The 24,832-nt window shown below is 51.1% G+C and carries 19 protein-coding genes; 15 read left to right on the top strand and 4 right to left on the bottom strand.

Features of this window, described 5'->3' with window-relative positions:
- Window positions 1–66: 66 nt before the first annotated feature.
- The 5 genes from ACO7SM_RS02895 (at window position 67) to ACO7SM_RS02875 (ending at window position 10,590) form a co-directional block, all read left to right on the top strand.
- Entirely contained in the window at window positions 67–3,216 is a 3,150-nt protein-coding gene (locus tag ACO7SM_RS02895) for a glycoside hydrolase family 2 TIM barrel-domain containing protein (RefSeq protein WP_490469608.1), read from the top strand.
- Window positions 3,217–3,311: 95 nt separating this feature from the next.
- Window positions 3,312–4,811, top strand: coding sequence for an APC family permease (locus tag ACO7SM_RS02890; RefSeq protein WP_490469607.1), 1,500 nt, complete (start codon window positions 3,312–3,314; stop codon window positions 4,809–4,811).
- A gap of 140 nt (window positions 4,812–4,951) precedes the next feature.
- Window positions 4,952–6,028, top strand: coding sequence for a protein YgjJ (gene ygjJ, locus ACO7SM_RS02885; RefSeq protein ID WP_490469606.1), 1,077 nt, complete (start codon window positions 4,952–4,954; stop codon window positions 6,026–6,028).
- Window positions 6,029–6,074: 46 nt separating this feature from the next.
- Window positions 6,075–8,426: an alpha-glucosidase gene (gene ygjK, locus ACO7SM_RS02880; RefSeq protein ID WP_490469605.1), complete on the top strand. Its 2,352-nt coding sequence runs from the start codon at window positions 6,075–6,077 to the stop codon at window positions 8,424–8,426.
- Window positions 8,427–8,571: 145 nt separating this feature from the next.
- Window positions 8,572–10,590 carry an oxidoreductase gene (locus ACO7SM_RS02875; protein ID WP_490469604.1) on the top strand — a complete coding sequence of 673 codons (2,019 nt, stop codon included), beginning with the start codon at window positions 8,572–8,574 and terminating at the stop codon, window positions 10,588–10,590.
- A 90-nt stretch (window positions 10,591–10,680) separates the two neighbouring features.
- On the opposite strand, the gene rlmG is transcribed toward ACO7SM_RS02875, so the two are convergent.
- The gene (rlmG, locus tag ACO7SM_RS02870) at window positions 10,681–11,817 is read right to left on the bottom strand and encodes a 23S rRNA (guanine(1835)-N(2))-methyltransferase RlmG (RefSeq protein ID WP_490469603.1); all 1,137 of its coding nucleotides are present in this window, start codon (window positions 11,815–11,817) and stop codon (window positions 10,681–10,683) included.
- A 199-nt stretch (window positions 11,818–12,016) separates the two neighbouring features.
- Between rlmG and ACO7SM_RS02865 the strand changes: the two genes are divergently transcribed.
- The 4 genes from ACO7SM_RS02865 (at window position 12,017) to sstT (ending at window position 16,323) form a co-directional block, all read left to right on the top strand.
- Window positions 12,017–12,517 (top strand): M48 metallopeptidase family protein, encoded by a 501-nt coding sequence (locus ACO7SM_RS02865; RefSeq protein ID WP_490469602.1) that lies wholly within the window; start codon window positions 12,017–12,019, stop codon window positions 12,515–12,517.
- 72 nt (window positions 12,518–12,589) lie between these two features.
- Window positions 12,590–13,588 (top strand): Gfo/Idh/MocA family protein, encoded by a 999-nt coding sequence (locus ACO7SM_RS02860; protein WP_490469601.1) that lies wholly within the window; start codon window positions 12,590–12,592, stop codon window positions 13,586–13,588.
- A gap of 272 nt (window positions 13,589–13,860) precedes the next feature.
- The gene (locus tag ACO7SM_RS02855; protein WP_490469600.1) at window positions 13,861–14,829 is read left to right on the top strand and encodes a TerC family protein; all 969 of its coding nucleotides are present in this window, start codon (window positions 13,861–13,863) and stop codon (window positions 14,827–14,829) included.
- A 252-nt stretch (window positions 14,830–15,081) separates the two neighbouring features.
- On the top strand, window positions 15,082–16,323 hold the full coding sequence (gene sstT / locus ACO7SM_RS02850; RefSeq protein WP_490469599.1) for a serine/threonine transporter SstT: 1,242 nt from the start codon (window positions 15,082–15,084) through the stop codon (window positions 16,321–16,323).
- Between the two features lie 16 nt (window positions 16,324–16,339).
- Here sstT and ACO7SM_RS02845 read toward each other — a convergent pair whose 3' ends face one another.
- The 3 genes from ACO7SM_RS02845 to uxaC form a co-directional block, all read right to left on the bottom strand.
- Entirely contained in the window at window positions 16,340–16,894 is a 555-nt protein-coding gene (locus ACO7SM_RS02845; RefSeq protein ID WP_490469598.1) for a YgjV family protein, read from the bottom strand.
- Between the two features lie 77 nt (window positions 16,895–16,971).
- Window positions 16,972–18,459: a UxaA family hydrolase gene (locus ACO7SM_RS02840; RefSeq protein ID WP_490469597.1), complete on the bottom strand. Its 1,488-nt coding sequence runs from the start codon at window positions 18,457–18,459 to the stop codon at window positions 16,972–16,974.
- A 14-nt stretch (window positions 18,460–18,473) separates the two neighbouring features.
- Window positions 18,474–19,886, bottom strand: a complete 1,413-nt coding sequence (gene uxaC / locus ACO7SM_RS02835) for a glucuronate isomerase (protein WP_490469596.1) — start codon at window positions 19,884–19,886, stop codon at window positions 18,474–18,476.
- 476 nt (window positions 19,887–20,362) lie between these two features.
- On the opposite strand from uxaC, the gene ACO7SM_RS02830 reads away from it, so the two are divergent.
- The 6 genes from ACO7SM_RS02830 (at window position 20,363) to ACO7SM_RS02805 (ending at window position 24,832) form a co-directional block, all read left to right on the top strand.
- Window positions 20,363–21,664 carry an MFS transporter gene (locus ACO7SM_RS02830; RefSeq protein WP_490469595.1) on the top strand — a complete coding sequence of 434 codons (1,302 nt, stop codon included), beginning with the start codon at window positions 20,363–20,365 and terminating at the stop codon, window positions 21,662–21,664.
- 132 nt (window positions 21,665–21,796) lie between these two features.
- Window positions 21,797–22,573, top strand: coding sequence for a transcriptional regulator ExuR (gene exuR / locus ACO7SM_RS02825; RefSeq protein WP_490469594.1), 777 nt, complete (start codon window positions 21,797–21,799; stop codon window positions 22,571–22,573).
- 346 nt (window positions 22,574–22,919) lie between these two features.
- Window positions 22,920–23,582 (top strand): DedA family general envelope maintenance protein YqjA, encoded by a 663-nt coding sequence (yqjA, locus tag ACO7SM_RS02820; RefSeq protein ID WP_192613558.1) that lies wholly within the window; start codon window positions 22,920–22,922, stop codon window positions 23,580–23,582.
- 3 nt (window positions 23,583–23,585) lie between these two features.
- A complete protein-coding gene (gene mzrA / locus ACO7SM_RS02815) occupies window positions 23,586–23,969 on the top strand; it encodes an EnvZ/OmpR regulon moderator MzrA (protein ID WP_490469593.1) in 384 nt (127 codons plus the stop codon).
- Window positions 23,970–24,116: 147 nt separating this feature from the next.
- Window positions 24,117–24,485: a DUF1090 domain-containing protein gene (locus ACO7SM_RS02810; protein ID WP_490469592.1), complete on the top strand. Its 369-nt coding sequence runs from the start codon at window positions 24,117–24,119 to the stop codon at window positions 24,483–24,485.
- A gap of 41 nt (window positions 24,486–24,526) precedes the next feature.
- On the top strand, window positions 24,527–24,832 hold the full coding sequence (locus ACO7SM_RS02805) for an ElaB/YgaM/YqjD family protein (protein WP_162379426.1): 306 nt from the start codon (window positions 24,527–24,529) through the stop codon (window positions 24,830–24,832).

Genomic DNA, 24,832 nt, shown 5'->3' with positions numbered 1-24,832 from the left:
TAACATCAAACCATTAATACATATCACAAATAGCATTATAAATATCATTTAATCTGGAGATATATTATGAGTGCCGTTGTCTCTGACAAACAGAAAATTATTTCTTTGTATGCAGAATACAATCATGTTCCAGCGGTGATGGAAGACCATCGCATCAATGGCATTAACAAAGAACCACCAAGACCGCATCTATTCCCATTTACTAGCTCGTATCTGGCAATAAAAAATGTACCCTCAGAAGCCAGCAACTACCTTTCTCTAAATGGAATATGGAAATTCAATTGTTCGAGTAACCCACAGTCAAGGCCAAAAGAATTTTACGAGGAATCCTATGACGTCTCTACATGGGATACGATTAAAGTGCCGGGTAATTGGGAAGCTCAAGGTTTTGATAAAGCTATTTATATTGACGAGCGTTTCCCGTTTACCACCCAATGGCCCGAAGTGCCTCGAGATTATAATCCCGTAGGCTCTTATCGCCGTACTTTTTCTCTGGACAACAGTTGGGCCGATCGTGAAATTTTTCTACAACTGGCCGGAGCCAGAACGGCATCATTTATATGGATAAATGGTCAACGCGTGGGTTATACCCAAAACGCTAAAAACCCAGCAGAATTTAACATCACACCTTATGTCAGAGCGGGTGAAAACACCATCGCACTGGAAATTTACCGTTGGTCCAACGCGAGTTATGTAGAAAAGCAAGATATGCTGGATATGTCAGGTCTTGAGCGGGAGGTTTTTATCTATTCGACCGCAAAAACGAGGATCTACGATGTCTATTGCAAGCCAGAATTAAACGATGATTATACGCAAGGAATATTCAACGTTAACGTAAGCCTGAAGCATTATGATAACCATTCTGACGACTTCTCATTGAATATAAAACTGCTGGACGATGCGTGTGATTTTTCTGTATTAATAGACAAAAATCAGTTATTTGTTCGCAACGGCACAGAACAACAATTCAGTTTCATCGATTACGTGCAGTCCCCTCGCCTTTGGAGCGCAGAAACCCCCAACCTTTATACATTGCTCGTTACGCTTACCAATCAACATGGTGAAACAATTGAGGCGACAAGCCATAAAATTGGCTTCCGTAAGATACAAATCATCAATAGTCAGCTAATGGTAAATGGCAAAGCGATTAAAATTAAAGGGGTAAACCGGCACGAACTCCACCCGTCTTTGGGACACGTCCCAACGGAAGAAAATATGCTCACTGATATTAAACTCATGAAAGAACATAATATCAATGCAGTGCGCACCAGCCATTTTCCCTGCCATTCCCGCTGGTATCAGCTATGCGATGAATATGGTATCTATATTGTCGATGAAGCCAATATTGAATCACACCCGTTAGCCTTAAAACCGGAGACGCAAATCGGCGACACCGAGTCCTGGATTCCCGTTCATTTAGATCGCGTACAGGCGATGGTCGAACGGGACAAAAATCATGCCTGCGTTATCGTATGGTCGATGGGAAATGAAGCCGGTACCGGATGTGTCTTTGAAACGCTTTATCAATGGATAAAAGAGAAAGACAGCAGTCGTCCGGTACAGTATGAGCCGGCAGGCGAAGCGCATTACAGCGATATTGTTTGCCCAATGTACCCCACACTTGAGCGTTTAGAGCAATTTGCCCAACAGGGCAGCGATCGCCCTATGATTATGATCGAGTATGCTCATGCCATGGGTAATTCAGTAGGAATTCTGGGCGATTACTGGAAAATTATCGACAGCCATAACAATCTACAGGGTGGTTTTATTTGGGAGTGGATGGATCATGCGCTGGAATTAACCAATGAACGCGGTCAAAAATATTGGGGATACGGTAAAGATTATCACCCTGATAAGCCCAGCGACGGTAATTTTATGAATGACGGACTGGTCGCTGCTGACCGCACTCCACATCCTCACATGGCGGAAGTGAAAAAAGTGTATCAACCCGTCAAATTTCACTCATCGAATCCGGTAGCGGGATTGTTCGAAATAGAAAATCGTTATGATTTTATTGAGTTATCTCATCTCGATATTCAGTACAGTATCACTGAAAACGGACATCAACTCACCAACGGTAGCCTGGGCTCCCATTCCGTTGCACCGGGTCAGCGTCAATCAATTTATATCCCCGTAGAAAATTTAGTGTTTCAGGAGAATAAAGAGTACCTGGTTACGCTTAGCGCAGTGACCAAAAATGAAGCTCCGCTTATTGGTAGTGGTTATGAAATCGCCTGGGAACAATTTAGCGTAACACCGCCCGCAGCTTATCTTATCAGCCCTGATGCGTGTTCCCTGGCTTTATCCGTTCAAGAAACACCGACTACCATTGATATCCGCGGTTCTGATTTTACCCTCGCATTCGATCGTCGAAATGGGCGAATGGATCACTTTGTCGTGGGAGGGAAAAATCTGATTCTTACCGGTATTGAACCCAATTTCTGGCGAGGACTGACAGATAACGATCTCGGCGCCAAACTTTTCGAAAAATCTGCAATTTGGCAAGACGCGGGTAAGCAACGCGTATTATCCAGCCTCAGCGTAGAGCAACCCTCCAGCCATAAAGCGATCGTCACCACAGAATTTACGCTTCCTACGGTTGATTGCAAATATACGCTGACCTACGCCCTATATGCGACGGGTGAAATGCACATCAGCATTGATTTTATACCGGGGTCTCGTGAACTTCCTTTGATGCTACGTGTGGGCTCACAACTGACCCTGCCCAGTGAATTTAAATACATCCAGTGGTTTGGTCGTGGGCCAGTAGAAACCTATGCGGACAGAAAGGGGGCAAAAGCAGGTATCTACGGCGGGACTCTATGGGAACAATTTCATGCCTACCCAAGACCGCAGGAAAGCGGTAATAAAACAGATGTTCGCTGGGTACGTATCGTAAATCATGACGGATTCGGACTAGAAGCGATTGCTGACGGCCAATTGTTAAACACCAGCGCCTGGCCCTTCGCCGCTAGCGAGCTCGATTTTGTCGCTGATAATAACGGCAGCAGCGCGTCGGGATTAACACCATTATCACGTAAACATGGCGTTGATGTTCAACCGGGAGATATAACCACGTGGAACATTGATCTGGCACAAATGGGCACGGGGGGACAAAACTCATGGGGCTCTCTCCCCCCCAAAGATTATCAATTACCGATACAGCCTTATCACTATGCGTTTTATTTACGCCTGGTTCAGCCCAATAGACAGTAACATTTAATGTACTCCCCTTTCGAATGCTCTTTAACGGGCATTCGAAACTACCTGTTAAATAAAACGATACTGATACACAAATAAAGGGAAATGGTATGTCTGAAAAATCCGATACAAGATATCAGATGTCATTAATTACATTCTTGTTTTTCTCTATTGCTGGGGGAGGTTTTGTTCTTAAAGGTGTGGTAAGTCAATATACTGACTGGGGCTATAACTCCTGGTTATTATATGCCTTCGCTTCATTATTTTATGCAATCCCCTATACGTTTATGATCATTGAGCTTTCATCGATTAAAAAGCTGCGTGAATCTGAAAGCGGATACCAAACATGGCTGAACCTGATTTTAGGCAGGAAATTTGGATTCATCGCCGGTTTTTTCTACTTCTACGTTAATATTTTTTACTTCGTTGATCTGTTGCCTAACATCATTACTTATTTTATCTATACCTGTAGTAGTGATGTGGCCTTTGTCACTGCGTTAACGAACCAGACCTGGTTTAAACCGGTGATCAGTATTACCTCGATTGCTTTGTTCTGGCTGGCAACCTGGGTATCGATGAAAGGGCCAAAGTGGCTATCGCGCGCACTGTCATTCTCCGGTTATGCTGGGTTTGCCTTGACCATGTTGTTCATCATTGCCGCAACCTGGAAGTTATCTACCGGCACCGTCACGTTTAACGGCACACCTATTGCTCCAGAGTATTTGCAGCACATTGACTTATCCTGGTCTAAAGTCGCATCAATGTCCTGGGCATTACAGTCATTGGGTGGGCTGGAAGCATTAGCCGCCTATAAGCGAAATATCCGCGGCGGCGATCGTAATTTCAGAACCGGGCTTATCCTTAACGTCTTCATCTTCTCAGGTATTATTGTGATTTCATCTATCTTGATGAACTTTATTTTACCTGCAGATCAAGCGTCTAACCTTGGCCTGCTTTCTGCAATCTACGTCGCATTTCAGCAGTTAGGTTTTCCTGCCTGGTGGACCAACGTTATTGCCTTGTTCCTGATGATTACCACGCTGTGTGGTTCCCTGATGCTGTGGACTGCCGCCCCCGTAAAAATGTTATTTGTCGATGCGCCAAAAGGCATTTTTGGACATAAACTCTCTGAAGTAAACAGCGAGGGTACTCCCATCAATGCTTTGAAAATGCAGGGCGTTGTCGTCACAATTATCATTATTCTGTTTATGCTAGGCCAGTTTAACTCCGAGATGAACACCATTCTGGTGGCGGTAAAAAATCTGGATGGCGGCGCAGCGACAATTCCGGTGCTGTTTATGGTTGCTGGCTATATTAAGCTGCGAATGAAATCCAACCATGAAGACTACGTTCGCGATTTTCACTTCCTTGGTAAAGGTCGCCTCTGGGCACTGTTATCCGTTGCACCAATAGTGATTATTTTTACCGCCTCTACAGTTGCCGCATTAATTCCTGGTCCAGAAGACTGGAATACAAACTTTATGGGGTCATTAATTCAGCTCATCCTGGGGCCTGTCAGTATCATTGCGGTGTTCTATTACTGTAGCATTATGTTTAATCGGTGGAGGGTCAAAAACCCTAACGATAATTCGCTGTTTAATAAAATTTAAGCCATCGTTTTATCGTTGCAATGCCATTATTTGAAATTTGCCACCCTATCAATAACATGACAGGGTGGCAAATTTATGGGCGAAATAATTACAGGATAATATATAAAAATATAATCATTTTTATCTAATGGAATAGAAACATGATACTTAATATTAATACTGGTAAGGCGTTGATAGCCTTATCCTTTTGCTGTTGCCTTCCTTCGGCAGTTGCGGAAGAGAACATTCCGGCAAGTCACGACGATACTAAAGTACCAGAAATAACAACGTCTTCTCCTTCATTTCGCTTTTACGGCGAAATGGGTGTTGGGGGTTATATGGCTCTGGAGGGTGATTACAAGGACAAATATGAAGATGGTACTTATATTGAAGGCGGCGTGGAGGGGAAATACGGTCACTGGTTTGGTTTGATTTATGGCGAGGGCTGGACAGTACAAGCAGATCATGACGGCAACGCCTGGGTACCGGATCACAGTTGGGGAGGATTTGAAGGTGGCATTAACCGTTTTTACGGCGGCTACCGTACCGATAATGAGACCGAAATAATCCTCAGCCTGCATAACGACTCCTCACTGGATGACCTGCAATATTGGGCCGACTTTACGCCTGAATTCGGTTACGAAATTCCTAATACCCGCGATATCACTACCGCGGTAAAAGTACAAAATCTCAGCGGTGATTTTCGCTATAGCGTCATCGCGACGCCAGCGGGGCACACAGATGAAAGTAAGGCGTGGCTGCATTTTGGTAAATACGACCGCTACTCTGATAAGTACATTTATCCAGCAATGATGAACGGTTATATCCAGTATGACCTAATGAAAGACGTGACCTGGATGGGAGGTGCGGAAATCACCGATGGCACCGGGCAACTGTTCGTGACCGGCCTCCTGACGCCAAATTTCGGTGCACGCGTCTGGCACCATACCGGGCGCGGCGAAGGCCTCGGTAACCCCGGCACGGAAACCGGCACCATGCTGAGCGCCATGTATGAGGCGTTTAAAGGTTTCTATCTATCCAGCGCCTACAGCTATGCAAAACACAACCTGGATAACGACCCTGACAAAACCACATCCTACGCGCAATTTGGTATCTGGTACGAGTATTACGGCGGCAAGTTTGCGACGGCTTTAGACAGCAGATTCAACCTGGGAAACAGTAGTGACGGGTCTGATAACAAGTTGTTTCTGATGCAATATTACTATTGGGGTCATTGATTTCGTTACTCATTGCGCCGTTAGCGTGAAAAGGAGCTTCATCATTATGAAAAAATTTTATGTATTCACCCCCCTGGCCTATGCGCTGTTACTCAGCATTTCTGCTCACGCGGCGACGGCTACCGATTTTAAAAACGTGATCGACCGCTATGGTGCACCTGAATATATGCGTGACGACGGCAATGACAGCCACCAGCGGTTTAATCCATTTTTCGATCTGGGCTCCTGGCACGGGCATTTGTTACCGGATGGCCCGAATACCATGGGCGGCTTCCCTGGCGTAGCGCTACTGACGGAAGAATACATCAACTTTATGGCGACGAATTTTGATCGCCTGACGGTATACCAGAATGGGAAAAAAGTGGCGCTCACTATGCAAGCCTGGAGCATTCCCGGTGCGTTGAAACAAACTCTCTCCGCCCCAGGCATCAGGATTGATATGACGCTACGTTTTGCCAGTTCACATACCTCCTTACTGGAAACCAAAATCAGCAGCAGCTCCCCACTGGATCTGGTATGGGACGGTGAATTGTTGGAGAACCTGGAAGCCACGGACGGAAAAGCGCTTTCTGATAAAACAATTGATAGCGAATACCCGGACTACCAAAGAAAAATCACAGCAACACGTAATGGCCTGAAGGTCACCTTCGGCAAAGTACGATCAACATGGGATCTGTTGACCTCTGGCGAGTCGGAGTATCAGGTACATAAATCCCTTGCAATGGAAACGACCGTTAACGGCCATCGATTTACCAGTAAAGCACATATCAACGGTTCTACGACCCTTTACACTACCTATTCGCATCTACTCACCGCGCAGGAAGTCAGTAAAGAACAAATACAGATCCGCGATATTCTGGCCCGCCCCTCTTCGTATATGGTTTCCTCAAAGAAACGGTGGGAGGAGTATTTGAAAAAAGGGTTAAACAACCCGGACGCCACCCCAGAGCAAACCCGCGTGGCAGTGAAAGCTATCGAAACGCTGAACGGCAACTGGCGTTCACCGGGTGGGGCGGTGAAACATAATACCGTCACGCCATCGGTAACAGCGCGTTGGTTCTCTGGCAACCAGACATATGCCTGGGATTCGTGGAAGATTGCCTATGCGATGGTGCACTTCAACCCGGAGATTGCAAAAGAGAGCATCCGTGCGCTCTTTGACTGGCAAATCCAGCCTAACGATCCGGTGCGCCCGCAGGATGCAGGTATGATCCTTGATTTAATCACATGGAACACGATCCCAGTGCGCGGGGGCGACGGCGGTAACTGGAACGAGCGTAACACCAAGCCAAGCCTGGCGGCATGGTCGGTGATGGAAGTCTACAACGTCACCAAAGACAAGAGCTGGCTCAAAGAGATGTATCCGAAGTTAGTGGCATATCACGATTGGTGGTTACGTAACCGCGATCACAATGGCAACGGCGTCCCGGAATATGGTGCAACCCGAGATAAAGCCCACAACACAGACAGCGGCGAAATGCTGTTTACCGTGAAGAAAGGCGACAAAGAAGAAACCCTGTCCGGTCTGAAAAACTATGCCGCCATCATCAGTAAAGGACAATACGACAGCCTGACAATCCCGGCGCAGGAAGCTGCTGGATGGGAGTCTGGCCGCGATAATGCCGCGGTATTTGGTTTTATCGATAAAGTGCAGTTGGATAATTACGTCGCCAATGGAGGGAAACGCAGCGACTGGATAGTCAATTTCGCTGAAAATCGCAGTAATGAAGGTAAATTACTGGGATATTCGCTGCTACAGGAATCAGTTGACCAAGCCAGCTATATGTACAGCGATAAACATTACCTGGCGGAAATGGCAACCCTGCTCGGTAAAACGGAAGATGCGAAAAATTATCAGGCACAGGCGAAGAAACTGGCTGATTACATCAATACCTGCATGTTTGATCCCACGACCCAATTCTTCTATGACGTGCGAATCGAAGATAAGCCACTGGCAAATGGGTGTGCGGGGAAACCGATTGTCGAGCGAGGCAAAGGGCCGGAAGGTTGGTCACCGCTGTTTAACGGTGCTGCCACACAACCCCATGCGGATTCGGTCGTTAAGGTTATGCTCAATCCTAAAGAATTCAATACGTTTGTACCACTTGGCACAGCCGCACTGACCAACCCGGCCTTCGGCCCTGACATTTACTGGCGCGGGCGCGTATGGGTGGATCAGTTCTGGTTTGGGCTACAAGGGATGGAGCGCTACGGTTATCGCAACGAGGCGTTAAAACTGGCGGACACATTCTTTAGACATGCCAAAGGACTCACCGCAGACGGCCCGATACAGGAAAACTACAATCCGCTGACCGGCGCACAGCAGGGTGCACCCAATTTCTCCTGGAGCGCGGCTCATCTCTATATGCTGTACAGTGACTTTTTTAAAAAGCAGTAACGTCAACCCCGCTCTCCCTTCGGGGGGAGCTTCTTTTTTGAATCCCATCACAATCATTACATTCCTCTTTTCCCTTTTGCGCGCCGACAGCTAAATTAGAACTCATCCGACCACATAACAATAATTTTACATACTGGACACCCTTATGAGCTATCCGTCGCTGTTCGCCCCCCTTGACCTGGGCTTTACCCAGCTTAAAAATCGCGTGCTAATGGGTTCAATGCATACCGGCCTCGAGGAGTATCCCGACGGCGCACAACGTCTGGCGGCCTTCTACGCCGAGCGCGCGAAACATGGCGTCGCGCTGATTGTCAGCGGTGGTATCGCCCCTGCACTCTCCGGCGTGGGAATGGAAGGCGGCGCAACGCTGAATGACGCCAGGCAATTGCCATTCCATCGCGAAATCACCGATGCGGTTCATGATGAAGGCGGTAAAATCGCCCTTCAGATCCTGCACACCGGTCGCTACAGCTACCAACCGCATCTGGTGGCGCCCTCTGCGCTACAGGCACCGATAAACCGCTTTACGCCTCATGAGCTGACCCATGATGAGATCCTGCAACTGATTGACGACTTCGCGCACTGCGCCCAACTGGCGCGCGAAGCGGGATACGACGGCGTGGAAGTGATGGGCTCTGAAGGGTATCTGATAAACGAGTTTCTCACCCTACGCACCAACCAACGCCAGGACCAATGGGGCGGCGACTATGCCAACCGTATGCGTTTTGCGGTAGAAGTCGTGCGGGCAGTACGCCAGCGAGTCGGCAACGATTTCATCATTATCTATCGCCTGTCGATGCTGGATTTGGTGGAAAATGGCGGCACTTTTGAGGAAACAGTACAACTGGCGCAGGCCATTGAAGCCGCTGGCGCAACGATCATTAACACAGGCATCGGCTGGCATGAAGCCCGTATTCCTACCATCGCCACGCCGGTTCCGCGCGGCGCGTTTAGCTGGGTAACCCGCAAGCTGAAAGGCCATGTGACGATCCCGCTGGTCACCACCAACCGCATCAACGATCCGCAGGTGGCCGACGATATTCTGTCCCGTGGCGACGCGGATATGGTGTCGATGGCGCGTCCGTTCCTCGCCGACGCCGAACTGCTTTCAAAGGCACAGTCCGGGCGTGCCGACGAGATCAACACCTGCATCGGTTGTAACCAGGCGTGCCTGGATCAGATCTTCGTCGGCAAAGTCACTTCATGTCTGGTAAACCCTCGCGCCTGTCACGAAACGAAAATGCCGGTCTTGCCGACGGTGGTGAAGAAAAAACTGGCGGTAGTCGGGGCCGGGCCCGCAGGTCTTGCTTTTGCGATCAACGCCGCCGCGCGCGGTCATGATGTCACCCTGTTTGATGCCAACGCCGAGATCGGCGGGCAATTTAACATCGCCAAACAGATCCCCGGCAAAGAAGAATTTTATGAAACGCTGCGCTATTACCGCCGGATGATCGACGTCACTGGCGTCACGCTGAAACTAAATCAGTTGGTGAGCGCCGATGCCCTTCAGTCCTTTGATGAAGTGATCCTCGCCAGCGGGATCGAGCCGCGCAAGCCGCCGATCGCCGGTATCGAACATCCGAAAGTGCTGACCTATCTTGACGTCTTGCGCGACAAAGCTCCGGTCGGAAAGCGCGTGGCGATTATCGGCTGCGGTGGGATCGGTTTTGATACCGCCATGTACCTGAGTCAGCCTGGCGATCCCACCAGTCAGAGCATTGCCGAGTTTTGCGTGGAATGGGGTATCGACACCAGCCTGCAACAGGCAGGCGGCCTGCGCCCGGAAGGCCCGCATTTATCACGCAGCCCGCGACAAATCGTGATGCTGCAACGCAAAGCCAGCAAACCCGGTCAGGGGCTGGGGAAAACGACGGGCTGGATCCACCGCGCGACCCTGCTCTCTCGCGGGGTAAAAATGATCCCGGCGGTCAGCTATCAGAAGATCGACGATGACGGATTACACGTATTGATCAACGGCGAGCCGCAACTTCTGGCCGTCGACAACGTGGTGATTTGCGCCGGGCAGGATCCAAGGCGCGAGCTGGCCGATCCGTTGCACGCGGCAGGTAAGGTGGTGCATTTGATTGGCGGATGCGATGTGGCAATGGAGCTGGATGCCCGACGCGCCATTGCCCAGGGGACAAAACTGGCGCTGGAAATTTAACCTATTGCCCGGTGGCGCTACACTACGCTTACCGGGCCTACAAAACCTCGTAGGCCGAAGCAAGCGAAGCGCCGCCCGGCAAACAATAGTTTAGCGACGACGGCCCAGTTTCACCGCCTTCAGCACCACAAATTTATTGTTGGTGGCGATGGTTTCGCAGTTGCCGAAGATCTTCTTCAGTTTGTGGAAGTAGTCGAGGTGACGGTTCGCCACAATATACAACTCGCCGTTGATTTTCAGGCAGCGGCGCGCGTGATGGAACATTTCCCACGCGACGTTATCCGTCAGGGCGTGCTTCTGATGGAACGGCGGGTTGCACAGCACAGCGTTAAAGCGGAATGGCTCCACACCAGAGAGTGCGTTATTGATCATAAATTCGCAGCGATCCAACGCTTCCGGCATGTTGGTTTCCACGTTCAGACGACTGGACGCCACCGCCATTGGCGACTCATCGGTAAAGATGACGCTGGCTTCCGGGTTTTTCTCCAGCAGCGTCAGACCCACAATACCGTTGCCACAACCGAGATCGACGATTTCGCCTTCCAGATTGTCCGGCAGATGTTCCAGGAAAAAGCGGGCGCCAATATCCAGCCCGGTACGTGAGAAGACGTTGGCATGGTTATGAATGGTCCAGTTGGTTCCGTCCAGCTTCCAGCTCAGCGTCTCTGGTGCATCGGCAAGTTCAGGTTTAGTGAACGTTGGGTTGATCAAACGCGCCTTTTTCCACGCCAGCGTAGTGGTGGTTGGCCCCAGCACTTTTTCGAACAGCTCAAGCGTGGAGTTGTGAATGTCACGCGCTTTAGCGCCCGCGATAATCCGCGTTTCTGGGGTGACTACCTGACGCAGTGCGCGCAGTTGCTGTTCCAGCAGGGCCAGCGTTTTAGGAATTTTAATCAGCACCACACCCGGCGCCTGCGGGTATTGTGCAGTGCTGTCGAGGAACTTGACGCTGGATTCTGCAATATCGTTATGGCGCAGGTTTTCACGCGTGGCGAGTTCGCTTAAATAGGAATCACCGATGCTGTAAGGCGAGTGTTCAGCCAGTGCGCAACCCAGTGCTCCGAAGGTATCATTCAGGATCAAAACCGGGCCGACAATTTCAGTGTCATCCAACTGTTGCAGCAGATATTCATCCGCCGCTTCCCACGCCTGAAGCGGGTTAACGTCGTCCGTTTCCGGGAAACGTTTAAGATTGAGTGAACGGAAACCGTTGTCTAAGTGGCTCATCGGCCCTCCTGAGTGGTAAAATTTCGGCGTTATCCCTGAAAAGGGTGCGTGAGTATACCCTTTTTATACACAAAATCATTCAAGTTGCATGAAGTCGGCAAGGGAGAGAATCCCCAGGAGTTTACATAAGTAAGTAACTGGGGTGAACGAACGCAGCCAACGCACAGGCAGCTTGAAGGATGAAGAGTATGGAGCGTTGATGAGCAATCTTAGTTATCTGCAGGGCTATCCGGAGAACTTACTTTCCCAGGTACGCACCTTAATTGCCGAAGAGCGGCTGGGCAGCGTTCTTGAAAAACGGTATCCAGGAACACACAGTTTCGCGACCGATAAAGCGCTCTGGCAGTACACCCAGGATCTGAAAAGCCAGTTTCTGCGTAATGCACCGCCGATCAATAAAGTGATGTATGACAATAAGATCCACGTCCTCAAGAACGCCCTCGGCTTACATACCGCCGTTTCACGCGTCCAGGGTGGAAAGCTGAAAGCGAAGGCGGAGATCCGTGTCGCCACCGTTTTTCGCAATGCGCCGGAGCCGTTCCTGCGGATGATCGTCGTCCATGAACTGGCGCATCTCAAAGAGAAAGAACACGACAAAGCGTTCTACCAGTTGTGTTGTCATATGGAGCCGCAGTATCACCAGCTTGAGTTTGATACCCGCCTGTGGCTGACGCAGTTGTCGTTAAAGGAAACTGCGTAGTCGCGCACTGGCTTTGCCATAAAGGCGTGATACATTGGCGCGAGAATCCCTTTATGGAGCCTGAAGGCGTTTATGATACGTTTCGCTGTTATTGGCACAAACTGGATCACCCGCCAGTTTGTCGATGCCGCTCATGAAACCGGCAAATATAAGTTAACCGCAGTCTATTCCCGCAGCCTCGAGCAGGCGCAAACGTTCGCTAACGACTATCCCGTCGAACATCTGTTTACCTCGCTGGACGCCATGGCGCAAAGCGAGGCGATTGATGCGGTCTATATCGCCAGCCCAAACTCGCTGCATTTTTCCCAGACCCGGCTCTTTCTCAGTCACCAAAAACATGTGATTTGCGAGAAGCCGCTGGCATCGAATCTGGCTGAGGTTGAAGCGGCTATCGCCTGTGCCCGCGAAAATCAGGTCGTGCTCTTTGAAGCCTTTAAAACGGCCAGCCTGCCCAATTTCTTGCTGCTGCAACAGGCCTTGCCGAAGGTGGGGAAAGTACGTAAAGCATTGATCAATTACTGCCAGTACTCCTCGCGTTACCAGCGCTATCTGGACGGTGAAAACCCCAACACCTTTAATCCGGCGTTTTCAAATGGCTCGATCATGGACATCGGCTTTTATTGCCTGGCGTCCGCCATCGCACTCTGGGGTGAGCCTCGCGGCGTGCAGGCGTCTGCCAGCCTGCTGGAAAGCGGCGTTGATGCCCACGGCGTCGTGGTGTTGAATTACGGTGATTTCAGCGTGACCTTGCAGCACTCCAAAGTCAGCGACTCTGTACTGGCCAGCGAAATTCAGGGTGAAGCCGGATCGCTGGTGATCGAAAAAATCGCCGAATGCCAGAAAGTTTGCTTTATTCCACGCGGCGGCAAGACGCAGGATCTCTCGGTGCCGCAGCATATTAATACTATGCTCTATGAGGCAGAGGTCTTTGCACATTTGGTTGAAACGCATGAGGTGAATCATCCCGCTCTGGAAGTCAGCCGCATTACCGCGAAACTGCAAACGGAAATTCGTCGCCAGACAGGCGTGGTATTCCCGGCAGATGACCAAAACCCGGTCGCCACTGCGTAAATCAATGTAAAACAGATGTAACAGGCCATTGACTGGAAGCATGGCCTGTCATATTTTGTTACCCGCAAAGGGGAGTAACTTCCTTGCCGGTGGATCGTCATTACGATGTGTGAAAAACCACATCCGGTCACCGGGCAACAACACAGGAATGCGTCGTCGTATTCCTGCGTTGTTGTAAGTGAGACCTTGCCGGAAGGCGAGGTCTATGCATATAAAAAGCAACGGCTGCCGTCTTCTGACGTCAGCCGTTTTTTTATGTGTAAGGAAATTTTATGAATACTGTCGGCACACCGTTGTTATGGGGTGGATTCGCTGTCGTTGTGGTGATTATGCTGGCTATTGATCTTCTGCTACAGGGGCGTCGTGGCGCACATACGATGTCAATGAAGCAGGCGACAGTCTGGTCCCTGGTCTGGGTAACGCTCTCATTATTGTTTAACGCCGTGTTCTGGTGGTATCTGGTTCAAACGCAAGGACGTGCGGTCGCCGATCCGCAAGCGCTGGCGTTTCTGACCGGTTATTTGATCGAAAAATCCCTGGCAGTGGATAACGTCTTTGTCTGGCTGATGCTGTTCAGCTACTTCTCTGTCCCGCCCGCGCTGCAACGTCGGGTGCTGGTCTATGGCGTACTCGGTGCGATCGTGCTGCGTACTATCATGATCTTTGCCGGAAATTGGCTGATAACACAGTTCGAGTGGCTGTTGTATGTGTTCGGCGCCTTCCTGCTGTTTACCGGTGTAAAAATGGCGCTGGCGAAAGATGATGCGTCCGGCATCGGCGACAGGCCGGTAGTCCGTTGGCTGCGTGGACATCTGCGCATGACCGACACCATCGAAAACGAGCATTTCTTTGTGCGTAAGAACGGCCTGCTGTTCGTGACGCCGCTGATGCTGGTACTGATTCTGGTTGAACTGAGCGACGTCATTTTCGCCGTCGACAGTATTCCGGCTATCTTTGCCGTGACGACCGACCCGTTCATTGTACTGACCTCTAACCTGTTCGCGATTCTGGGTCTGCGTGCAATGTACTTCCTGCTGGCGGGAGTCGCAGAGCGCTTCTCAATGCTCAAATATGGTTTGTCGGTAATCCTGGTGTTCATTGGGATTAAGATGCTGATTGTCGACTTCTATCATATTCCTATCGCCATCTCGTTAGGTGTGGTGTTTGGGATCCTGGCCGTCACGCTGCTCGTTAACGCATGGGTAAACCATCAAAACGACAAGAAACAGCAAGCGCAGTAATCACCATGGCCCGGCAGTGCCACTGCCGGGCCAATAAAAACAGGTTCCGCTGAGCGGTAAACGTAGCGCCCCCTGGCAATACGTAAATAAATAGTTAAAAAATATGATGTAACGCGTAAATTTCAGTATTTTACGCTTCCCCACACCGCATCTTTCCTTATACTCATTCAGGCAAACACTTATTACATCCGGGCATAAACGTAACAAAGAGTACGTTCCAGGATGAACGCAATATCACTTAAGGAAATCTTCATGAAGTCATCAACTTCAGGCCTGCTCGCGCGCCTGTCGCAAGGTAGTCTCGTAAAACAAATCCTCATCGGTTTAGTGCTCGGCATTTTACTGGCGCTGGTGTCTAAGCCTGCGGCGGAAGCATCCGGTCTGCTGGGAACGCTGTTTGTTGGCGCCCTGAAAGCCGTTGCACCTGTTCTGGTGCTAACGCTGGTCATGGCCTCTATCGCCAATCACCAGCAGGGTCAGAAAACCAATATCCGTCCGATTCTGTTCCTGTACCTGCTGGGTACATTTTCTGCGGCCCTGGCGGCAGTAGTGTTCAGTTTTGCCTTTCCGTCAACGCTGCATTTATCCACTGGCGCAGGCGATATCGTACCGCCCTCCGGTATTGTAGAAGTGTTACGCGGCCTGCTGATGAGCATGGTCACTAACCCGATCGATGCCCTGCTCAATGCGAACTACATTGGTATTCTGGTCTGGGCCGTGGGTTTGGGCTTTGCGTTTCGCCACGGTAATGAGACGACAAAAAATCTCGTGAATGACATGGCAAATGCCGTGACCTTCATGGTGAAAATGGTTATCCGTTTCGCCCCTATCGGTATCTTTGGGCTGGTTTCATCCACGCTCGCCACCACCGGTTTTGCGACGCTTTGGGGCTACGCTCAACTGCTGGTCGTGCTGATTGGCTGTATGCTGCTGGTCGCGCTGGTTATTAACCCGCTGCTGGTATTCTGGAAGATTCGCCGTAACCCGTATCCGCTGGTCATGGCCTGTCTGCGCGAAAGCGGAATCTATGCATTCTTTACCCGCAGTTCTGCCGCCAATATCCCGGTCAACATGGCGTTGTGCGAAAAGCTGAACCTGGACAGGGACACCTACTCCGTTTCTATCCCGCTGGGTGCGACCATCAATATGGCCGGGGCGGCGATCACCATTACCGTCCTGACGCTGGCCGCAGTTAACACGTTAGGCGTTCCGGTGGATCTCCCGACGGCGCTGTTACTGAGCGTGGTTGCCTCGCTGTGCGCGTGTGGTGCGTCGGGTGTGGCGGGGGGCTCTCTGCTGCTGATCCCGCTGGCGTGCAATATGTTCGGTATTCCTAACGATATTGCTATGCAAGTGGTAGCCGTCGGCTTCATCATCGGCGTACTGCAGGACTCCTGTGAAACGGCGCTGAACTCATCGACTGACGTCCTGTTCACCGCAGCGGCCTGCCAGGCAGAAGACGAACGTCTGGCTAACAACGCTCTGCGCGGTTAATCTCTTCCCCCCTCCGTCAACGTGCGGAGGGGTTTTCCTGCGACGCTGCATTCTCCATTCTGAAAGGATCAATACCGCGTTTTTGCATACGTCTGAAGCGGATGATATTGAGACCATTTATCACCAAAAAGCTGCCCTCAATAAGCGTACCGCCAATCGATCCCAACCAGAAGTTATGAATGACCCAACAGGCCGTGGCACACCACATCACGCAGCGCACGGTTAACCCTTTGCAGCGAAACAGCGCCCAGGTGCTGGCGAGCGTGCCCATAATGGGCAACAGTTCCATCGCATGTTGCAGTTTCGCCAGGCCGAGAACCAGCGTGAGCACAATGAAAACGGTCATCACCCAAAGCCGCCGGGTATACATCGACACCAGTGTGCGTATGGTGTTGAGTTCGGCACTCATTCCGGCAGGGGCGGCGCCCATCAAAAAGAAATGCACGCCAATGGTGGCGCTATAGACGGCAAGTTGCAGTCTGAAACGACGCTCGTCACGGTTGAAAAAGGTGGTAATACCAATCAGAAAAGCGATGACGCCAACGCTCTGGGCCAACCAATACGCGGTCATGAAGAGTCCCTGTAGACAGGCAAAAAGAAACGGCGCCCCATTGAATGAAACGCCGTTTCAATTTTAAAGCAATCGGTTTATAACGTCACGCCGCTTTTGAAGATCGCCAGTTCCCGGAAGTCGTTACGCTCATTGCAGGTCTGCTTACCATTAGCAAAATCAACGATCGTATCGACAAACTCATTGAGTAGCTGCGGCATCGCTTTACCGTGGATCAGTTGCCCGGCATCAAAATCGATCCAGTGCTTTTTCTTCGCCGCCAGCTCGCTGTTAGTGGCGATTTTTACCGTCGGTACAAAGCCGCCGTAGGGCGTGCCGCGACCGGTACTAAATAGCACCATGTGACAACCTGCCCCTGCCAGCGCACTGGTGGCGACAGCATCATTACCCGGCGCGCTCAGCAGATTCAGGCCCGGCGTTTTCAGACGCTCGCCGTAGCGCAGCACATCCACCACCTGACTGGCCCCCGCTTTCTGGGTGCAGCCCAGCGATTTATCCTCAAGCGTAGTGATACCGCCCGCTTTGTTGCCCGGTGACGGGTTCTCGTAGATCGGCTGGTTATGCGCAATGAAGTACTGCTTGAAGTCATTGACCATGGTGACCAGTTTTTCAAACGTCTCTTCGTCACGGCAATGCGTCATCAGCAATTGCTCTGCGCCAAACATTTCCGGCACTTCCGTCAATACGGTCGTTCCGCCATTGGCAATCACGTAATCGGAGAAGCGTCCCAGCATCGGGTTGGCAGTGATGCCAGACAGGCCATCTGAACCACCGCACTCCAGACCAAACTTCAGTTCGCCCAGTTTGCCCGGTTCGCGCTTGTCGTGACGCATCACGTTATACAGCTGATGAAGATGCTCGAGGCCCGCTTCCACTTCATCGTCCTGCTGCTGACAGATCATAAAGTGAACGCGGTCGGCATCAAACTCGCCCAGCGTTTCGCGGAAGGCGTCCACCTGGTTGTTTTCACATCCCAGGCCAATCACCAGCACCGCACCGGCATTCGGGTGGCGCACCATGTTTTGCAGCATGGTGCGGGTATTGATATGGTCGTCCCCCAACTGTGAACAGCCGTAGGTGTGGCTGAAGAGATGCACGCCGTCAGTTCCCTCGGCGTCGTTGGTCTCCTTCAGGAAGCGAGTCTGGATCTGACGTGCAATACCGTTCACGCAGCCGACCGTCGGCAAAATCCACAATTCGTTGCGCACACCCACCTCGCCGTTGGCGCGGCGATAGATCTGCACATTGCGATCGGCAGGCTGTACTTCTTCGGCCTGAAAATCGGGTTGATAGCGATACGTATCCAGATCGCTCAGATTGGTACGGGTATTGTGGGCGTGAATATGCTCCCCCGCCGCAATGTCCGCCAGCGCATGACCGATCGGCAGACCATATTTAATGACGTTTTCGCCTTTTGCGATCCGGCTTAACGCAAATTTATGTCCACGAGCAATGTCCTGACCTAGCGTTACGATGTGGTTATCAATACTGACTTCTGCGCCCTGCGCCAAATCGGCCAGGGCAACGGCAACGTTATCCAGCGAGTGGATCCTGATGTATTGCATATCAACCCCAGACCTTAGTTCAGTTCAATAGCGAAGTAGTCACGCGCGTTGTTAAAGCAAATATTCCGTACCATCTCGCCCAACAACTGGATATCCGCCGGCGCTTCGCCAGCCGCGACCCAGCGGCCAATCATCTGGCACAGGATGCGACGGAAATATTCATGGCGGGTGTAGGACAAGAAGCTGCGGCTGTCGGTCAGCATACCGACAAAGCGGCTCAGCAGGCCAAGCTGCGCCAGTTGGGTCATCTGACGTTCCATGCCGTCTTTCTGGTCGTTGAACCACCAGCCGGAACCGAACTGCATTTTGCCCGGCATCCCTTCGCCCTGGAAGTTACCGATCATCGTGCCCAGCACTTCGTTATCGCGCGGGTTCAGGCAGTAGAGGATGGTTTTCGGCAACAGGTTCTGCTCGTTCTGTTTGCTCAGCAGTCTGGAGAGCTCTTCCGCCATCGGGCGGTCGTTGATGGAGTCAAAGCCGACGTCTGCGCCCAGCAGTTTGAACTGGCGCAGGTTGTTATTACGCAGCGCGCCAATGTGGTACTGCTGTACCCACTCGCGACGCGCGTATTCTGCGCCAAGGAACACCAGTACAGCCGTTTTGAACTGCGCCACTTCGTGCTCGCTCAGGGTTTCGCCTGCCAGACGACGCGCCAGAATGCTGTCCAGCTCGGCGTCGCTCGCATCAGCGAACATCACGACGTCCAGCGCGTGGTCGGAAACTTTACAGCCATGTGCGGCGAAGTGATCCAGACGTTTGGTCAGTGCGGTTTGCAGGTCGGTGAAACGACGAATCTCGGTGTCGGAGACTTCGCCCAGTTTCGCCATGTAATCGTTAAAGGTCGCCTGCTCAATGTTGAAGGCTTTATCCGGACGCCAGCTCGGCAGCACTTTGATGGCAAAGGTGCTGTCTTTGGCAACCGTTGCGTGGTGCTCCAGCGTGTCGATCGGGTCATCGGTGGTGCCGACCATTTTCACGTTCATCTGCTGCATGATGCCGCGCGCGGAGAAATTGTCCTGCGCCAGCAGTTCGTTGCACTGGTTCCAGATTTCGTCAGCGGTAGACGGTGAAAGCAGTTTGCCGGTAATACCAAACGGACGACGCAGCTCGAGGTGCGTCCAGTGGTATAACGGGTTGCCGATAGTGTGCGGAACGGTCGCCGCCCAGGCATCAAACTTCTCACGATCGGAGGCATCGCCGGTACACAGGCGTTCAGCGACGCCGTTGGTACGCATAGCACGCCACTTGTAGTGATCGCCTTTCAGCCAGATGTCATACAGGTTGTTGAAGCGGTAGTTTTCGGCGATTTGCTGCGGCGGCAGATGGCAATGGTAGTCGAAGATGGGCTGGTCTTTGGCGTAATCATGGTATAGCCGACGGGCAAATTCGGTATCCAGCAGGAAATCTTCAGTCATAAACGGAGTCATTTATCGTCTTCCTCTCAACGAGTGCGTCAGATTGCTTATGTTTAGATGCTGCAAAGTTATCACACCAATTTCCAGTCACTGAAGAATTTTTCGTGAGATAGATCAATAAACCTAAACAATTAAATTCCCCTTCACGAAGTAAATAGCGCTCCAGACCGCGCCACTACTGGCTTCATGGAATCAAAATAATACCCCTGTGAAGATTCATACTTTTGTGATGTCACTCACCTTTTGAAGTTGTATGACAAGTTATCTTTTTTGCCGTCGCGATACATAAGCCGACTGAATCTAAAAATACCGGGGGTTCACTCCCGGATTAAACGGTACGGAAACCGAATTAGCACGATGACTTACATGGCAAGGTTCGGGGAGTATCTCATTTCACGGTTACCCCCCTTTCGTTAAAGAACATCCTCCGCCCCGAGCAGGAAGATAGCCGCATTTCTTGCGGAAATAACAAAACGATGAGGTTTTACATGCGTAAAATTAAAGGGTTACGTTGGTACATGATTGCACTGGTGACCTTAGGCACCGTGCTGGGTTACCTGACACGTAACACGGTTGCAGCCGCTGCGCCAACGCTGATGGAAGAGTTGCACATCTCCACCCAACAGTACTCCTATATCATCGCAGCTTATTCTGCGGCTTACACCGTTATGCAACCTGTCGCTGGCTACGTCCTGGATATACTCGGCACGAAAGTGGGCTACGCGATGTTTGCGGTATTGTGGGCCATTTTCTGCGGAGCAACAGCGCTGGCAGGAAGCTGGGGCGGTCTGGCCCTGGCGCGTGGTGCCGTCGGCGCCGCTGAAGCAGCCATGATCCCGGCAGGTCTGAAAGCCAGTTCTGAATGGTTCCCGGCAAAAGAACGTTCCATTGCCGTGGGATATTTCAACGTCGGCTCCTCGATTGGCGCGATGATAGCGCCACCTCTGGTGGTCTGGGCGATCGTCATGCACAGTTGGCAAATGGCGTTCATTATTTCCGGCGCGCTGAGTTTTATTTGGGCGATGTCATGGCTGGTTTTCTACAAACATCCTCGCGATCAGAAAAAACTGTCTGACGAAGAGCGTGACTACATCATTAGTGGTCAGGAAGCACAGCACCAGGTGGGTGCGGCGAAGAAAATGTCCGTTGGCCAGATCCTGCGTAACCGCCAGTTCTGGGGGATTGCACTGCCGCGTTTCCTGGCTGAACCGGCCTGGGGTACCTTCAACGCATGGATCCCGCTGTTCATGTTTAAAGTCTACGGCTTTAACCTGAAAGAGATCGCCATGTTTGCCTGGATGCCGATGCTGTTTGCCGACCTGGGCTGTATCGTTGGGGGCTACCTGCCACCGCTGTTCCAACGCTGGTTTGGCGTGAATCTGATCGTTTCCCGTAAAATGGTCGTCACCATGGGCGCATTTCTGATGATTGGCCCGGGCATGATCGGCCTGTTTACCAGCCCCTATGCCGCCATCGCGCTGCTTTGCGTCGGCGGCTTTGCTCACCAGGCGCTTTCCGGCGCACTGATTACGCTCTCTTCGGATGTCTTTGGTCGTAACGAAGTGGCGACGGCAAATGGTCTGACCGGGATGTCCGCCTGGATGGCAAGTACGATGTTTGCGCTGGTGGTTGGCGCACTGGCCGACACCATTGGCTTTAGCCCGCTGTTTGCGGTGCTGGCGGTGTTCGACCTACTGGGCGCGCTGGTCATCTGGACCGTGCTGCAAAACAAATCGGCGGACGATTCAGGTTCAGGCGAATCACTCAACGACCCCGCCCCGCAAAATTGACCCAACACAATCTGTCATCAACTACCGCTAAAGCCGCCTGTTCACAGGCGGCTTTTTCATCAGTACAAGTGGAGCCAGACTCGCAAAAGTGGTATAACAAATATAGTCTGCCGTATCATGCTTGGAGCGCATATGGAAATCACCGAACCACGACGTTTGTATCAACAATTAGCCGCTGACCTTAAAGAGCGTATCGAACAAGGCGCTTATCTCGTGGGCGAAAAACTGCCTGCAGAGCGTTTTATTGCCGATGAAAAAAATGTCAGCCGCACCGTGGTTCGCGAAGCTATCATCATGCTGGAGGTTGAAGGCTATGTAGAAGTGCGCAAAGGTTCCGGTATTCACGTCATTTCGAACCAGCCAAAACACTATGTTGCGCCAGACGAAAACCTTGAATTCGCCAGCTATGGCCCGTTTGAGCTGCTCCAGGCTCGACAACTCATTGAAAGTAATATCGCCGAATTTGCTGCCACCCAGGTGACCAAGCAAGACATCATGAAATTGATGCAGATTCAGGAGAATGCGCGTAACGAGAAATGTTTCCGCGACTCCGAATGGGATCTCCAGTTTCATGTCCAGGTTGCGCTGGCCACACAAAATACCGCACTGGCCGCCATCGTTGAGAAAATGTGGACTCAGCGCGTGCATAACCCTTACTGGAAGAAACTTCACGATCATATCGATCTCCGCACTGTGGATAACTGGTGCGACGACCATGATCAGATCCTGAAAGCGCTGATTCGCAAAGATCCCCACGCGGCCAAACTGGCGATGTGGCAGCATCTTGAGAATACAAAACAGATGCTTTTCAATGAAACCAGTGACGATTTTGAGTTCAACGCCGACCGTTATCTTTTTGCAGATAATCCCGTCGTTCATCTTGATACTGCGGCCAACAGCGCAAAATAAACACTCTGACGTCGGCAGGCGCGGCAATGCGCCTGTCAGCAGTATTCAGTAAGCGGAAGGTATAAAGTGTCAGCCTGTGTAAATCCTCTCGCCACCCTCCTTTGCGATAAGCAAAATCAGCGTGTATCAACGGCAATTTCTATAACGGACTACGTTGACCTTTGTTACACTTAGATGTTTTTTAAATTATGTGTGTTAGTACTTGCTTACTTCATAACTTAACCATGAATTGTGCAAGCCGTGACTTTGCACCCTACAGCGACCCATACGAAAAAACGAAGAATGTCGCAATGTTGCAAACTCCAGAAAACCGGCATGACGATAACCGATTCTCCAGGAATACTGAATGGAACTTTTGACCCAATTGCTGCATGCCCTCTGGGCTCAGGACTTTGAAACACTGGCCAACCCGTCAATGATTGGCATGCTTTATCTAGTCTTGTTTATGATTTTGTTCCTGGAAAACGGGTTGCTTCCTGCTGCCTTTTTGCCTGGCGACAGCCTGTTGGTTTTGGTCGGCGTACTCATTGCAAAAGGCGCCATGGGATTCCCACAAACAATTCTGTTACTCACCACCGCAGCCAGCTTAGGCTGCTGGGTCAGTTATATACAGGGTCGATGGTTAGGCAATACCCGAATCGTACAGAACTGGCTGTCTCATTTACCGGCGCACTATCACCAACGCGCTCACCATCTTTTCCACAAGCATGGCTTATCGGCATTATTGATCGGCCGCTTTATCGCCTTTGTGCGTACATTACTGCCCACCATCGCTGGTTTGTCTGGCCTCAATAATGCGCGTTTTCAGTTCTTCAACTGGATGAGCGGCTTATTGTGGGTGGTTATTCTGACCACCCTGGGCTACATGCTGGGCAAAACGCCCGTCTTCCTGAAGTACGAAGATCAGCTAATGTCGTGCCTGATGTTACTCCCCGTAGTCCTGCTTGTGTTTGGGCTGGGAGGTTCGCTGATTGTGCTGTGGAAAAAGAAATACGGTAATCGAGGGTAAGTGATGCTGAAACCACGCCTGACGCTTCGACAACTGGGCTGGACAACCTCATTTTTGGTGCTGCTGACCGTACTGATTCTGGTGTGGTCGGCGATTCGGCAACAAGAGTCGACGCTCGCTATCCGTGCGATTGATCAGGGCGCCAGCATGCCGGATGGCTTTTCAATCTGGCATCATCTGGACGCCAATGGCATTCGTTTCAAAAGCATCACCCCGCATAACGACACCTTACTGATCACATTCGACTCTCACGCACAAAGCGTGGCCGCCCGGGCGGTGTTAGTCAGAACGTTGCCCCGTGGCTACATCATTGCCCAACAAGATGGCCAAAACCCAGCGGTGCAGTGGATTTCCCGTTTACGAGATACCCCGCTTCGCTTCGGATAATTTCAAACAATCCGAATCATATCACTCACTTTGGTGATTTCGCTGTTTACTGGCTATGATTAAGTGAGCGGGTACATAACCCGCCGCGTTGTTATTTGGATCATCGGGCCCGAAAAATGGGTACGAGTCACAATGGAAGGTTCACGAATGAAATACCGCATTGCTTTAGCTATTACCCTTTTCACGCTCAGTGCCGGCAGCTACGCCAACACCCTCTGTCAGGAAAAAGAGCAGGATATTCAGCGGGAAATCAGCTATGCCGAGAAGCACAACAACCAGAACCGCATCAACGGTTTGAATAAAGCACTCAGTGAAGTCAGAGCAAACTGTAGCGACAGTCAGCTACGTGCTGACCATCAGAAAAAAATCGAAGAACAGAAAAATGAAATTTCTGAGCGACAACGTGACTTAGCAGAGGCGAAACAAAAAGGCGATGCGGATAAGATTGCAAAACGCGAACATAAGCTTGCCGAAGCTCAGGAAGACCTGAAAAAGCTGGAAGCTCGCGACTACTGATTTATCTGTAACAATCACTACTCACTCACCTGGAGAAAACTATGTCGAATGATAACACTACGGAACATCTGCGCGCTGAGTTGAAATCCCTGGCCGATACGCTTGAAGAGGTGCTTAGCTCCTCTGGCGATAAGTCAAAAGAAGAGCTGAGTAAGATTCGTAGCAAAGCCGAGCGCGCGCTGAAAGAAAGCCGCCATCGTCTGGGAGAAACCGGAGACGCGATTGCGAAACAGACCCGTGAAGCTGCGGCCCGCGCCGATGACTATGTGCGTGAAAATCCGTGGACGGGCGTCGGCATCGGCGCTGCGGTAGGTGTCGTGCTGGGCGTACTGCTGACGCGTCGTTAA

It is taken from the genome of Citrobacter sp. LJND-P06, assembly GCF_058188415.1.
The sequence above is the reverse complement of the archived record's forward strand: the minus strand, read 5'-3'. Positions and strand labels throughout refer to the sequence as shown.

Coding starts and splice junctions, on each gene's coding strand:
- yqjA (WP_192613558.1), top strand. CDS start 22,920: ATGGAACTTTTGACCCAATTGCTGCATGCCCTCTGGGCTCAGGACTTT.
- rlmG (WP_490469603.1), bottom strand. CDS start 11,817: ATGAGCCACTTAGACAACGGTTTCCGTTCACTCAATCTTAAACGTTTC.
- ACO7SM_RS02840 (WP_490469597.1), bottom strand. CDS start 18,459: ATGCAATACATCAGGATCCACTCGCTGGATAACGTTGCCGTTGCCCTG.
- sstT (WP_490469599.1), top strand. CDS start 15,082: ATGAAGTCATCAACTTCAGGCCTGCTCGCGCGCCTGTCGCAAGGTAGT.
- ACO7SM_RS02855 (WP_490469600.1), top strand. CDS start 13,861: ATGAATACTGTCGGCACACCGTTGTTATGGGGTGGATTCGCTGTCGTT.
- ACO7SM_RS02890 (WP_490469607.1), top strand. CDS start 3,312: ATGTCTGAAAAATCCGATACAAGATATCAGATGTCATTAATTACATTC.
- uxaC (WP_490469596.1), bottom strand. CDS start 19,886: ATGACTCCGTTTATGACTGAAGATTTCCTGCTGGATACCGAATTTGCC.
- ACO7SM_RS02845 (WP_490469598.1), bottom strand. CDS start 16,894: ATGACCGCGTATTGGTTGGCCCAGAGCGTTGGCGTCATCGCTTTTCTG.
- ACO7SM_RS02830 (WP_490469595.1), top strand. CDS start 20,363: ATGCGTAAAATTAAAGGGTTACGTTGGTACATGATTGCACTGGTGACC.
- ACO7SM_RS02865 (WP_490469602.1), top strand. CDS start 12,017: ATGAGCAATCTTAGTTATCTGCAGGGCTATCCGGAGAACTTACTTTCC.
- ACO7SM_RS02810 (WP_490469592.1), top strand. CDS start 24,117: ATGAAATACCGCATTGCTTTAGCTATTACCCTTTTCACGCTCAGTGCC.
- ygjJ (WP_490469606.1), top strand. CDS start 4,952: ATGATACTTAATATTAATACTGGTAAGGCGTTGATAGCCTTATCCTTT.
- ACO7SM_RS02875 (WP_490469604.1), top strand. CDS start 8,572: ATGAGCTATCCGTCGCTGTTCGCCCCCCTTGACCTGGGCTTTACCCAG.
- exuR (WP_490469594.1), top strand. CDS start 21,797: ATGGAAATCACCGAACCACGACGTTTGTATCAACAATTAGCCGCTGAC.
- ACO7SM_RS02860 (WP_490469601.1), top strand. CDS start 12,590: ATGATACGTTTCGCTGTTATTGGCACAAACTGGATCACCCGCCAGTTT.
- ygjK (WP_490469605.1), top strand. CDS start 6,075: ATGAAAAAATTTTATGTATTCACCCCCCTGGCCTATGCGCTGTTACTC.
- ACO7SM_RS02805 (WP_162379426.1), top strand. CDS start 24,527: ATGTCGAATGATAACACTACGGAACATCTGCGCGCTGAGTTGAAATCC.
- ACO7SM_RS02895 (WP_490469608.1), top strand. CDS start 67: ATGAGTGCCGTTGTCTCTGACAAACAGAAAATTATTTCTTTGTATGCA.
- mzrA (WP_490469593.1), top strand. CDS start 23,586: ATGCTGAAACCACGCCTGACGCTTCGACAACTGGGCTGGACAACCTCA.